The following is a 13,210-nucleotide window of genomic DNA, read 5'->3' on the forward strand; positions in this document are numbered from 1 at the left end:
TTTGCCTATAATACTGTATTTGTTGCGAATGGAACGGTAATTTATTTATAGTAAAAGCACAGTTTTATAATGGAAATCGCTTATGCATAGAGATGCTTCGTTGCATTCTGAATGATAGTATTGGAGTGGTTCTTCTGAAGGATGTTGGGTGCGTTGTTCTATTTGTTATTCTGAAGGAATTTAGATGCTAATCGAATATCAGAAGCATCTCTTTAATAGCGATGCTTCGCTGCGCTTTGAACGACAGTACTAGAGTTGTCATTTAGAAAAAAGTACAACAATAATGAAGTCGTTGAAGCATTTCTTTTTATTGGAAGAATTAAGGTTTAAGAATAAACCCTACTTTCTAAAAACAGGCTTTTTAAATAACAACCATTTAAAACGTAATCCAATCTCATTAAAAGTAAAACCAGCAGCAGTTGCAGAGGCAATATTACTTCGTGTACCAAATAGGTTTGCCATACAACGATCGGAGAATTTATAACCTAATTTTCCTTGTATTCTGTAGGTGCTTTGGCTTTTATCGTCTTCAATATATTGTAATCCTGTTGCAGCTGTCAATTCGTAAAACCATTCTTTAGGTTTCGCGATGTTTTCGTCTTTAATAAGATTTGCAAAAACCTCTACAGCATTAAAGGTTTCTGGTGAGAAATACACTGTTGGTACTTGGTTTTTAAACGTAATGTATTGGTAGTTTACACCGGCTTTAAGCGATGGTTTTGGTAAAATGTTATAGTATAAAGAAGTAAATAAAAGGTTTCTAGCATTGCTATCGCTTTGGCTAGTATAAAAGTATTGTGTAAACCAACCTAAGTTAAAGTTCGTGTTTAAGCTATAGTTTGCATAATAGTTGTTTTGTACGATTTCACGATCTAATAATTCGGCATTAAAACTTTGTAATTCACGCTTGTAACCAACCGTTAAATCTTGTAATTTAAAGGGTTTAATATTAAAAGATACATCGGTTAATAGTTGTGTATAATCATTCGTAGTTGCTTTTGCAGAGGTAAGTCCTGCAGTACCTTTAAAGGTTACGTTTGGTAATAATTGATACGATAAACCTAAACTAAAGTCGTTAGAAGTAGCATCATTATTAGTAACGGCATTGGTTGTACTTCTATAATTATAACTTGCTAATATTTTAAATTTTGTAGAGAATGGAAACTCCATATTATTGTTAAACGCAAATGCTTCGTTATCTCCATTATCAAAGGTATAGGATGTTTTTCCTTCGTAAAAAGGGGTAAATGTGGTGTTGAGGTTTTTAATAAAGTTGGTAGCGTCTTTTTGATTGTCGTAAAACTTTAAGGTGTTTTCGGCAGAAGTATATGCAGCTTCATATTTACCTAAAGCTTTTAAAGCATTTGCATTTCCTAAGTTACCATCAAAAGAAGTGCTATCATTCACTAAAATCTGGTCGTAATCTTGGACACTCTTTTTAAAATCACTTTTATAGATGTTAAGCGTAGCACGTAAAGCTAATAACCAGTTTTCGTTAGGTTTGGTTTCTATTAATCTATTAATAAGTGTGTCTGCTGCTTTGAATTTTTTATTCCAAATTAAAGCTTGTGCATAACGCTCTGTCGTTTGTTGGCTAAGTGTTGATTCTGTAGTTTTATCTAAACTTTCAAAAGCTTCTGTACTTAATTGTAATGCGTCTTTTTCTTTTCCGTTTAAGTGAGATACTAATGCTAAACCGTTTAGTGCGGTGATTTTATTCTCCGGATTTTCAGCTAAAATGTCATAGGTTGCTTTGGCATCCTCTAAACGATTGGCAATTAAATATAAATTGGCTAAGTTTAATAAGGTGTCTTTATCATTATCAAATAGCGTAAGGTTTTCTTTTAGTAATACTTCTGCTTCCTCGTATTTTTGCGATTGCTGTTTTTGATACGCATATCCTAAATACATATATTTTTTAGAGGTTAATGCATTTGGATTTCCTGGTAAAACTTCCAAAGCTTTATTTACATATTTCAAAGCATCCTCATATTCTTTTAAATTAGAAAGTGTATTGGCATAACTTAATAATGCAGGAAAGCTTTTAGGATCTTCATCGATTAAACCTTTAAAATAGGTTTTGGCTTTTGGGAAATTGCTATTCCATAATAAAGATTCTCCATAATTTAGTTTTACCTCAAAATCGGTTGGGTAATCTGATAATAGGTTTGTGAAAAGGGTATTCGCTGCTTCTGGTTTTCCGTTTAGTCCAATAGCACGACCATAACAAAGTCTGGCAGTTTTATTATCTGGATGTTCTTTTAATATGTTTTGGAAAAACGTTTCCGCTTGAGCGTACTTACCAGTTTCTAAATAGGTAAAGCCTTTTTGCATGTCTTGTGCATGGCTAAAAAAAGCGGTTAATAATAAGGTAAGTAAGGCAAAAAATTTAAGTTTCATGTTCTGGTTTTTAATCATTTGCAAGTTAGGCATTCATTTCCATTCATTCATCTACAGCAATGGTCCACTCGTCGAAATTCAATGGAATCTCATAGCTTTCCATTGCATCTTTGCATCAGAAATTAGACACAATCAAAACAAAAATAACAATTATCACACTAACAAATACCACAGAATAAGATGCAAACTTTATCTTTATTAAAATCGAAAAAAATAACTCCAGAACAAGTCTTTATGCTAAGTGTATTAGCTGTAAATGGAGGGAATTATTTGTATAATCTTATTTTAGGACGTGTGTTAGGCCCAGCACAATTTGCAGATGCAGCTGTGCTAATAACCTTTTTATTAGTGCTATCTTTTGTAGCGATGACCTTTCAATTAGTAACTGCAAAGTTTTCAGTGGTTTTTGAAAATGATACGTTTAAAAATTTCGTCTCCAATATTTATAAAAATGCAACGCTTGTTGGATTGGGATTAGGAGCTTTAATCATTGTGTTTGCAAACCAACTACAAGATCTTTTTAATACGTCGTCTTCTAGCATGTTTACTATTTTCGGAATTGGAGTGCCTTTGTACTTTTTAATGAGTGTGAATCGAGGTGTGTTTCAAGGTAAAAAAGAATTTAAATCTTTATCGATTACCTATCAAGCCGAAATGTTAAGCAGATTAATAATCACCTTAGCTTTAATCTTCTTATTCGATATACAATCTTCGGTGGTGATTGCAATAGGTATTTTAATCTCTTTCGGATTTGGTTTAGTGCCTTTTAAATTTAAAAATCTAAACTATAAAAAGACGATTGCTATTCCCGAAAGCCAATCGAAACAAGTAAGAAGCTTTTTTATAATTACAGCTTTTTACGAGTTCACACAGATTATAATTAACAATAGCGACATCTTATTAGTGAAACATTACTTTGATGCATACGATGCCGGATTATATGCATCATTAGCCTTAATAGGTCGTATTGTTTACTTCGTGGCATGGATGTTTGTCATGTTGTTATTACCAACAGTAGTTCAGCTTAAAAAAGAAGGTAAAGAAACCGCGCCAATTTTATTTAAATATGTTGCTTACATCGCAGCAATTGCAACAGCAATCGTAATTGGTTGTGCATTGTTTCCAGAAACCGCAATTACCATATTATTTGGAGATAGCTATTTAGCAATGGCTCCATTGTTATGGAAATATGCTTTAGCAACTGGTTTATTTGCCATATCTAACATCTTTGCATATTACTATTTATCCTTAGATAAGTTTGTTCCTGTAGTGATATCTGGTGTCTTCGGAATGCTACAAATGGGATTAGTTGTCTTTTTTCATGACAGCTTAGAGCAAGTGGTACACATGCAAATTGTAGCAATGATTTCATTATTAGTGGTGCAGATCTTATTCTTTGCTTTCGATACGAAACGTAAGTAATAAGAAGAAATAGAATTTTATATTATTAGTCTATATAAAGGAAGAAGCTGTGGTTTTATACTGCAGCTTTTTCTGTTTTATAACATTCTTATGCACTATCTAAAATAAGTAAATCTACACTTAATTACCATTCGTCTACAGCAACTTGCAACCTATCTAAAGTTACCGGATTTAGTGCCTTTTAAAACGCAAATTTGTACTGTAATTAAGAAATAACATATTAAAAACATACATTATGAAACTAGCAATCGTAACCGCATATCCACCAAGTAAAGTAACCTTAAACGAGTACGCTTACCATTTAGTAAAGCACTTTAGACAAAAAGAAAACGTTACTGAAATTGTGTTACTCACAGACAAAACGGAAGGCGCAAAAGACATCGCTTTTACAGAAGACGGTTGCAAGATTACAGTGAAAGAATGTTGGGCATTTAATAGTTATACCAATATTATAAATGTGACTAAAGCGATTAACAATACACAACCAGATGCGGTGTTATTCAACTTGCAATTCATGAAGTTTGGAGACAAAAAAGTAGCAGCAGCTTTAGGTTTAATGTTACCATTGGTTTGCAAGCTGAAAAAGATTCCAAACATAGTCTTATTACATAATATATTAGAAGAAGTAGATTTAGGTTCTGCAGGATTTACAAGTAGCAAAATCATGCAAAAAGTATATGGTTTTATAGGAACTAGCTTAACAAAGTTACTCTTACAAGCGGATACCGTTGCAGTAACGATGCAAAAATATGTGGATATTTTAGAGGAAAAATACAATGCTTCAAATGTGACTTTAATTCCGCATGGTACTTTTGAAATCTCTGACGAAAAACCAGAATATAGTTTACCACAAGGACCTTTACAAATAATGACTTTTGGAAAATTTGGAACCTACAAAAAAGTAGAAGGTATGATTGAAGCGGTGGAGAAAGTAAGAGCTTCCACAGGATTAGATTTAGAGGTTGTCATTGCTGGAACAGACAATCCAAATGTGCCAGGTTATTTAGCAAAAGTGCAAGAAGATTATAAGCATGTACCACAAGTTCGTTTTACAGGTTATGTAGAAGAATATGAAGTGCCAACCTTATTTAAAGAAAGTGCAGTAGTAGTATTTCCATATACGTCTACAACTGGAAGCTCGGGTGTTTTACACCAAGCAGGAAGTTATGGTAAAGCAGTAGTGATGCCAGATTTAGGAGATCTTGCTTTATTAGTAAAAGATGAAGGGTATAAAGGGGAGTTTTTTGAGCCAACCTCTGTAACTAGTTTAGCTACAGCAATTGAAGCTATTGTAACCAATGAAGCGCACAGAATTGCTTTAGGTAAAGCAAACTACGAAGCTGCAACAGCATATCCAATGGAGAAAATTGCTGACATGTACTTATCTCATTTTGATAGAATTATTGCTAAAAAAATACCACAAAGTACCAATGCATTAAAACCTACTAATGCATAAAATGAAATGAATCGATGCCTTTTTTTGTCCCAAAACAATTAAGAAACCTATAGTTGTTTAGAAGGAAGTATAACGAAGAATCTTAAGAATCAACCTATTGGATTTGAGATTCTTCGCTTTACTCTAGATAGCAAACGAACGAAAAGTACTAGTTCGTAATGTATTTAAACGATGCCTTTTTTGCCCCATTTTTATCGATAAATCCAAAATGTTTTTGGGTATTTCGACGCCAAGGTCTGCTACCTACAACAGCTTTTGGCACATCTACAAAATCATATAAAGTCCAAGACATAAATTGCAAGCTATTCGCAGCAATAATCTCTTGGATTTTTTTGTGGTAATTGGCTTGGTCTTCTGTGGAAGAACCAAGTGGTTTCCAGAAACCACTATACGATGAAATTCCAAACTCTTGTAATACTAGTGGTTTGTTAGGAATGTCTTTACGCAATGTTTTTATAGCAGCATCCAACTCGCTTAAACCTTCATAATAATGAAACGAAACAATATCTACTTTATCTTTTAAAATGGGTGCACTTTGTGTGTTAGACCAACCAATAGTTACAGGATGTTCTGCATCTACAGATTTTACTAAATCGATCATGCTATCTAACCAAGCGATAACCATATCTTTTCCTCTAGATTCAAAATCAAGGTTTGGTTCGTTTTTTATATCCCAAGCAATAATAGCGTTATGGTCTTTAAAAGTGGAGACTATGGTTTCTGCATGACGCTGGTTTAACGTCCAGTTCATCACCGAATAATCACCAAAAAAATCAAATAAGGTCAACACGACTTTTAGTTTATTTGCTTCCGCAGCATCTAAGGTTTGTTTTAATTTTTCTAGCTTTTTAGGATCTACATCTGCTTTTCCAAAATCATCATATTGCACAAAAATACGAACCGAATTTAAGCCAGCATTTTTAATGATTTTAAAGTCGTTAGCAATAATGTCTTCCGCGAAAGCGTCACCAAACATATTCCAAGGCGTTGCTTTCGGATAATAATTAATTCCTTTTATAATTAAACTATCGGTTTTTATTTTTGCTGTTTTTGCTTCCAAAGGATTACTGCTTTCTTTTACCAAATGTCTAATGCGCCAAAAGCCATCTTCTAATAAAAATACCATTTTATAAGTGGAGGTTTCTGTAGTTTCTAGTACAAGCTTTTCTGCTTTAAAAATCCGTTTATATTCTACAACATCTCTATCTGTTATAACAGCTAATTGGCCGTCTTCGCTAAAAAATTCTAAAGTTGGATTGTGGTTTAATGTAGTCGCTTCAATAGTGGTTTTTTCGGCTTTGTTTAATGCGATAAAAGCATATAAGTTTTCTCTGGCACTATCGGTATAATAATCTTTTATACCCGCAGTTTTATTCGTTTCATAAGCGACTTGTTTTACATACCAAGCATCTAGATAATCCTTTTGTAAGGCATTTATATTTTCGGTATCCATTGGTCTGCCTTCATTGTTTAAAGGTTCCCAAATTAATTTCGGTGCGTATTGTTCTACTTTTTGTATTTCGGTATGTAGCATGGTGCTTCGGTCTGCTCCAGTGTTTAGGTAGCTAAAAAGCGCGCTAATACCAGAAATAATCAAGGCTACAATCATAATATATGAGATTATTAATATGGTACGAAGTATGTTTTTATTAAGACTTACCATAGTTTTTTATTATTAAAAGTTTTGTCTATTCCTGCAGTTTCTATACGGAAATTATAAGTGTTATTTTCATAAACAGCCGGCTTCAAATTAAAAGTGACATAACCATTAAAAGATGTTTTTGTAATGGTATCCACAAGTGTATTGTCTTTGTAAATTAAAAGTTTGACGTGTAAACCATCCGGAATCATCTGCTCCATAAAACTTTGTAAAGGACCAACTAATAGGTCGCGATTTTTGTTTGTAAAAGCAACTTCAAAATCGTCGATAACACTTTGATAATCTAAGGTAATCGTGTTGCTTTCTGCCATACCATCTACATAAGCTTTAATGCTCCAGTTGTCTTTAAAATCGGGATGAATCATCTTAGAATGTGCTATACCTTCTATAGTGGTTCCTGTAGTTTTTAAAATGTTTCCGTTTGCATTCGTAATAAAAAAGGTGACAAATGTCCCGTCGCTAACTACATTATTTTGCTTGTCTTTTAGTACAGAAGTATTAAAAGTGGTTACTTGATTTCCGTCGGCATAATTATGTGGTCGTTTGGCAGAAATAGTGAAATCTGTAGGAATTGCAGCCCAAACATTAATAGTGAATTCTTTAGAATTGATACCTAAACTTTCTGAAGACACTAACATGCGTCCGCTTTCTTTTTTCGAATTAATATTTCGATAAGCAATTAAATTCTTGGTAAAAATGTCATCATTTTCTTCGGAAGCTAAAAACTGAAACTTTGCATTTACCTTCGTATTTGTTGGTACAGGATTATCTAAAGAATCGGTTGGAATAACAACTAACATGGTGTAATCTGTTCCTCCAGCTTCTATACTTGGCGGACCAATATAGGTTTCCATGGTTGCGACTTCCGCTTTTGAACGCATATAGAATTGACCAGAAATAGCTTTGTTTTGGTCTAATAGCTTCCAGTGAACAACACCAATTTTTTTAGTGATGTTTTTCGGAATTATATATTGAAGTATATTTTCTTGTACTACAGCCGAAACTAAAGTAGAACCATAACTATTAGAACAATAGAGTAGTGGTTTTTCGCCTTCGGAAGCCGTAAATTTTAGAACCACAGCATTTCCAACTTGATAATCTGTTTGGGTGGTTAGTAATTGGATAGGATTAGTGACTTCGTTTTGTTGCGCAACAGCAAACGATGATAATAAAATCAAACCTAAAACAAATATGTATGTATGTTTAAATGGCATTAATTGGGGCTTCCTATGTATGTGTTAATTTCTATTTTAATATAACTAAAATCGGGATGATCTATTTTTTGCAATTGGTCATCGCTATGATTCTCTATTCTATTTGGTACAATTTTACCAGCAATAGCATCGTTTGGTAATCCGTTTACAAAAATGTTTTGCATGTCTGTATTTATAATTTTCACAGGACCATCTTTTAATATTTGGTATTCAAAATCTTGCTTGCGTTGTTGTCGCACACCTTCTTTTACAAATAGATGATCTACCCAAACCATGTCTTTATTGGCATCATAGTAAGTCACTAAAAGCTGAGGTATGGTAATTTCTTGAATACCGCTATTAAATAAGTTTCCGTTTATAATACTGTCTTTAATATTGATGGCACTTAATACCACGTTTTTATATAAATCAGAGCCCGATACATTTCCTGCTACTTGTAAGTTAAATTTGGTGGGTTGTTCTTCAAATTCAATAGGTGTAAATTCATCAGGATTAAACGTGTCCGGAATAGAATCTTGGGTTCTAGACCAGGCAATTCCTTCAAAATTAATACGGAAACTACTGGATTCTTTAGGCATTAATTTATGCTTCACATGATACTTTGCATTGTATGTTGCGAGTTGTTTGTTGGCATCGTTGTACAAGGTTCCTTTTAAAATAACATCTGCAGGTACGTTATCTATATTTTGGACTTCCCCAATAATCGCATAACTGCCATCATATTGTACTAATTTAGCCGAAACTACCTCTAAAACAGGTTGTTTTAAAATATCTTCATGATGCGTTGCTTCTGTTGTTATACGACGTCTACCTTGATTAAAATACTTGGTGGCATTCGCAGAATAGAGTTGGTCTGGCGGTAAATCGTTATTTAAATCGTCTGGTTGTAAATACCATTTTCCCTTTCGTTTGGATAGCGATTTATAATCCACTTTTTCAATTTTCTCTAAAGGTGTAATCCATTGGCTAGTCACTTTTGCCGAAACGGTACTGTCGTTATGTTTGGTGATTTCGGTTTCAATAGCATCCATTTTTGCATAGCTACTTAGTAAACCATCGGTTACGGAAATCTCCAACATATATTGGGCAATTGGTAACTGGTTTTTTGGATCGATTAAACGATGTGCTTTTTCAAATTCTTTAAAATCTAAAGCATCATAATAGGCGATAATGGCATTTTCCGGACTGCGTTGCGAATCGTTTTTGAGGTAGAATAAATAAATACCATAAAAGACTGCAACCGCTAATAGTATGGACCAAATGTGTGTGATTCGTAATACGTTTCGGTTAAACTTAGTATACGTTGTTGGAAACTTTAAAAAGTCGGGAATGGTTTTTATGCGTGTTTTTAAAGCATTAACCCAAAGCATTTGTATGTTTAAAACAAACGCAATTAAAACGGTTAAAAATGGAATAATTCCCCACATTAATTTTACCCATTTAGCAACATCTTCTTTGGGTAAAATAGAGGAAACTGGCGGAATGTTTAGTCGTTCCCAAACCATAATGCCATTTTCTAATTGTCGTAATCGTTGCCAACCACAGAAGTAGAGAATGGGGTCATAAAATTTATCGTTAGAAAATATATATTTTAGATTGTATTTTTCTGGAGTAGTTAAAAATTGCTGTAACGAACCAATGCCGGCAACACCTTTAAATTTGGAGTTCTCCAAACGTTCTATCGGTCTTGTGGTTAATTCTGGTAAGCGTCTTGCAGAATGGTAATTTCCATCCACAGTCATGGCATTAGTTTGTGCACTTAACCACGCCATTTGATCTCCAAAACCTAAGGTTAAAAATCGCCATTTATCGTGATCATCTTGATTTAAGAAATTCACGATAGGTAACATCTTTATTTTCTGTGGTTGCGATGGTCTAAAGTAGTTTAAGCTCATGGTAAATACAACCATAAATACCATTAGGCCTGCTAATATTCCGCCAATAATACGATGGTAAATAGCTCCAAATTTAGACTGAATGCGTTCCTTTAAATCCCCTTCTACAAAACGATAGGTAAATTCACCTAACATAGGTATAGACAATATCGAAGCCCAAAGTGTAAACCGATCTAAGGTTAATATATTAAATGCTGTTTCACCTAGCATTTTTAAAGGTACAGGAGTGGTTCCTCCAGTTCCTAAAATGGTGCAAATGGTTATAGATAATCCAAAAAACAAGTATCGTTTGCTATAATATCTGTAGAATATATAAGGTAATAATACGAGTAATATTCCCCAAGGAATTAAAAAGAATACCAATCCGGAGGAGGTGATTTCCAAAAAATTATCTCGAGAACCATGCGGAATGGGAACTTGTGTAATTGGATTCGCTTTCGAGTTTAGCCAATACGGAAAAATACAACCTATAATTAATACCAAGGATAGCATTCCAAAGCTTATAATACGTTTAAACAATTTGAAAAAGCTATTCAAAAATATTTTGAAGGTGACTTCTTTCATGGTGTTTACTTGCTCTCTAGAAACATCCATAATTACCATTCCTATTAAGGGAAAGATAAAAAAGATCATCCCAAAAATAGGTGTCACGTGATGCGAAGTCACGGTAACTGCTATTAAAGATAAGGAGGTTGCTAAATACCATTTTTTACCCGTTTTTAGCCACAAATAGATTTCTGGTAAGGCATGCATTAATACCGATACACCTATAATACTTGGTAACTGTCCGAAAATATGAAGCGTCTCCACAAAAGAAGAACTAAACACCGCTAAAATAGCAGCATAACCAGCAACTGTTTTGTTACCAGTCATCATTAAAGAAAAACGATAAGCTCCTGTAATAAATAGAACAATTGCAATTAAGGCAACACTAAACATACCAAACTTTAAACCGCCAATCATAGACAAGAGTCCAATAGATTGGTGTACTAAAGGTGGGTAACTCTGTACGGTAAAACCTGTGTACCATTCATAATTCCAAGGCTCAAACCAGCTATTTGCATAATGATCTGCAAAAAACAGGTGTATTAACGCATCATAAGTAGTTTCCAAAGTGAAAAATATGGCACTACCATGAAATGCTAATCCCAAAAGGATGGCAACGATTAAGTATTTATTTGAGGTTTCTTTCAACGGTTAATTTTGGTTATTCATTTATAGGTCAGTTGTAATATCCATAACCATGTGTTTACTAGTCCTATTAATATATAGGGATATTTCATTTAAAGCCTAAGTTCTAATAATATGGTAAAGATAAATAAATATTATAGTGCTTCCATTTTTAATTATCTACAGCAATCTACCATTCGTCGACACTTAGCTATAGGTTAAACTAAATAAGAATTTTAGGACTGTCTTCTCCTGTACATTTGTACCATCAACAACAAATAAAAACAACTTATTATGAAAGTTTTAGCCATAGATGACCAACAATTAGTATTACTTCCTTTACAAAAGAGATTAGTAGAATTAGGTTATGAAGTGAAAATTGAAACCGATGCAACTAAAGGATTAAAATTATATGAATCTTTTAATCCAGATTTAGTTATTGTAGATATTAATATGCCTTTCGTTTCTGGTTTAGATGTTGTAAAACATATTCGTGTTACTAAAAATTCACAAACACCAATCATGGTTTTATCTGGAGATACAAAAGATGAAACGATTACAGAAGGTTTCGATTTAGGGATCAACGATTATATGAAAAAACCATTAAGCTTAAACGAGATTAGTGCTCGTGTAAAAAGATTAATTGGAGCTCCTGAAGTGCAAAATGCAGTTACTAAAAGTGATGTAATGATTCAAGAGCGTTGTGTTGGTGTTGTTATTCCTTGTTATAATGAAGAAGAACGTTTATTAAGTGATGAATTTATTAACTATATCGATAAAAATTCTGGGTACCATTTATGTTTTGTAAACGATGGTAGTAAGGATAAAACCTTAGAAGTTTTAAAAAATTTACAAAAAGGAAGAGAAGATTTTATTACGGTATACGACTGTGAGAAAAACGGAGGAAAAGCAGAAGCTGTTCGTTTAGGAATGTTACACATGGCTAAAAAAGAAGATTTAGATTATATCGGATTTTTAGATGCCGATTTATCTACAGACTTAGCCGATTTTGATGATTTAGTAAAGACAATTGAAACTTCCGATTTTAAAATTGTAAGTGGTTCTAGAATATCTCGAATGGGAGCAAATATCACTAAAGAATCTGCTAGAAAAATAATTAGTTTAACGATTAATTTTATCATTAGAAAAATCTTAAAAATGGATTTTAAAGACACACAATGTGGTGCTAAAATATTTCGTAAAGATGTAATTCAAATCGCTTTTGGTGAAAAGTTTGTTACCCAATGGATTTTTGATGTAGAAATATTTAAAAGAATGCGTATTCATTTCGGATTAAAAGAAGCGAAAGCAATGCTTTGTGAGCAACCATTAAAAAGATGGATTCATGCGGATGGTTCTAAATTATCGATGAAAGATTCTATAAAAATTGTTGGACAATTAGGACAAATAGCTTGGGTATATAGAAACAAAAAGCAAGTCGTGAAAACAGCAGTTACTACCGATTTGCACGCAGCCTAATTACTAATAGTTAAAACGTCTCAAATCATGAAAACAGGAATTATTATCATCTTTCATAATAATGACAGTGAAATGGACCCTTCTTTTTTTATTGAACAAATAAAGCAAACGTCCAATTTAGAATTATGTTTAGTAAACAATGATAGTAAAGACAGTACTTTCGATTTATTAAATGAAGTAAAAGCCGCTTGTAATAATGTATCTGTGGTTAATATTCGAAAGTTTAAATCGGATGTTGCAGCAGTAAAAGCGGGAGCAAGATTTATGTTTAATGCGTTTCAACTAAAAAATGTAGGTTACGTTTCTATAAATATGATAAACACTAAATACCATGGTGTAAATAGGTTGATTAAGGTGATCGCCGAAAATCAAGAGGTTATTATTAATTATAGTCGCAAACCTTTAAAAAGGAAACAAACCTTATTTCAGAGTTTATTCTCTGTTATCGATTACTTAAAAAATATAGAAATAGAGAATCCCTTTATCCAACTTCAGTATCAAAGAAACCTTTAAA

Annotated in this window: 8 protein-coding genes; 4 read left to right on the forward strand and 4 right to left on the reverse strand. The window is 33.1% G+C overall.

What is annotated here, in order from left to right; translation table 11 throughout:
• Positions 1 to 339: 339 nt before the first annotated feature.
• Positions 340 to 2,400 carry a tetratricopeptide repeat protein gene (locus ACVCXO_RS16600; protein WP_452230709.1) on the reverse strand — a complete coding sequence of 687 codons (2,061 nt, stop codon included), beginning with the start codon at positions 2,398 to 2,400 and terminating at the stop codon, positions 340 to 342.
• A 180-nt stretch (positions 2,401 to 2,580) separates the two neighbouring features.
• Between ACVCXO_RS16600 and ACVCXO_RS16605 the strand changes: the two genes are divergently transcribed.
• Together ACVCXO_RS16605 and ACVCXO_RS16610 are read left to right on the forward strand one after the other, a co-directional pair.
• Complete coding sequence (locus ACVCXO_RS16605; protein ID WP_452230710.1) at positions 2,581 to 3,822, forward strand: oligosaccharide flippase family protein; 1,242 nt, start codon at positions 2,581 to 2,583, stop codon at positions 3,820 to 3,822.
• Positions 3,823 to 4,057: 235 nt separating this feature from the next.
• The gene (locus tag ACVCXO_RS16610) at positions 4,058 to 5,278 is read left to right on the forward strand and encodes a glycosyltransferase (protein WP_452230711.1); all 1,221 of its coding nucleotides are present in this window, start codon (positions 4,058 to 4,060) and stop codon (positions 5,276 to 5,278) included.
• 148 nt (positions 5,279 to 5,426) lie between these two features.
• Here ACVCXO_RS16610 and ACVCXO_RS16615 read toward each other — a convergent pair whose 3' ends face one another.
• From ACVCXO_RS16615 to ACVCXO_RS16625, 3 genes are read right to left on the reverse strand one after another with little or no spacing between them, the layout of a single operon-like run.
• Entirely contained in the window at positions 5,427 to 6,941 is a 1,515-nt protein-coding gene (locus tag ACVCXO_RS16615; RefSeq protein WP_452230712.1) for a cellulase family glycosylhydrolase, read from the reverse strand.
• Positions 6,935 to 8,152, reverse strand: coding sequence for a hypothetical protein (locus tag ACVCXO_RS16620; RefSeq protein ID WP_452230713.1), 1,218 nt, complete (start codon positions 8,150 to 8,152; stop codon positions 6,935 to 6,937). Before ACVCXO_RS16620 ends, ACVCXO_RS16615 begins: the two co-directional genes overlap by 7 nt.
• Positions 8,152 to 11,241 carry a hypothetical protein gene (locus ACVCXO_RS16625; RefSeq protein ID WP_452230714.1) on the reverse strand — a complete coding sequence of 1,030 codons (3,090 nt, stop codon included), beginning with the start codon at positions 11,239 to 11,241 and terminating at the stop codon, positions 8,152 to 8,154. Before ACVCXO_RS16625 ends, ACVCXO_RS16620 begins: the two co-directional genes overlap by 1 nt.
• A 270-nt stretch (positions 11,242 to 11,511) precedes the next feature.
• Here ACVCXO_RS16625 and ACVCXO_RS16630 point away from each other — a divergent pair, with 270 nt between their 5' ends.
• Positions 11,512 to 12,696 carry a response regulator gene (locus ACVCXO_RS16630; RefSeq protein WP_452230715.1) on the forward strand — a complete coding sequence of 395 codons (1,185 nt, stop codon included), beginning with the start codon at positions 11,512 to 11,514 and terminating at the stop codon, positions 12,694 to 12,696.
• 27 nt (positions 12,697 to 12,723) lie between these two features.
• A complete protein-coding gene (locus ACVCXO_RS16635; protein ID WP_452230716.1) occupies positions 12,724 to 13,209 on the forward strand; it encodes a glycosyltransferase in 486 nt (161 codons plus the stop codon).
• The last annotated feature ends 1 nt before the right edge of the window (position 13,210 follow it).

This window comes from Lacinutrix sp. MEBiC02404 (assembly GCF_053601575.1).

What these genes read in the sequence shown, in the direction of transcription:
- ACVCXO_RS16615 (WP_452230712.1), bottom strand. Translation starts at nt 6,941, where the DNA reads ATGGTAAGTCTTAATAAAAACATACTTCGTACCATATTAATAATCTCA.
- ACVCXO_RS16610 (WP_452230711.1), top strand. Translation starts at nt 4,058, where the DNA reads ATGAAACTAGCAATCGTAACCGCATATCCACCAAGTAAAGTAACCTTA.
- ACVCXO_RS16600 (WP_452230709.1), bottom strand. Translation starts at nt 2,400, where the DNA reads ATGAAACTTAAATTTTTTGCCTTACTTACCTTATTATTAACCGCTTTT.
- ACVCXO_RS16605 (WP_452230710.1), top strand. Translation starts at nt 2,581, where the DNA reads ATGCAAACTTTATCTTTATTAAAATCGAAAAAAATAACTCCAGAACAA.
- ACVCXO_RS16630 (WP_452230715.1), top strand. Translation starts at nt 11,512, where the DNA reads ATGAAAGTTTTAGCCATAGATGACCAACAATTAGTATTACTTCCTTTA.
- ACVCXO_RS16635 (WP_452230716.1), top strand. Translation starts at nt 12,724, where the DNA reads ATGAAAACAGGAATTATTATCATCTTTCATAATAATGACAGTGAAATG.
- ACVCXO_RS16620 (WP_452230713.1), bottom strand. Translation starts at nt 8,152, where the DNA reads ATGCCATTTAAACATACATACATATTTGTTTTAGGTTTGATTTTATTA.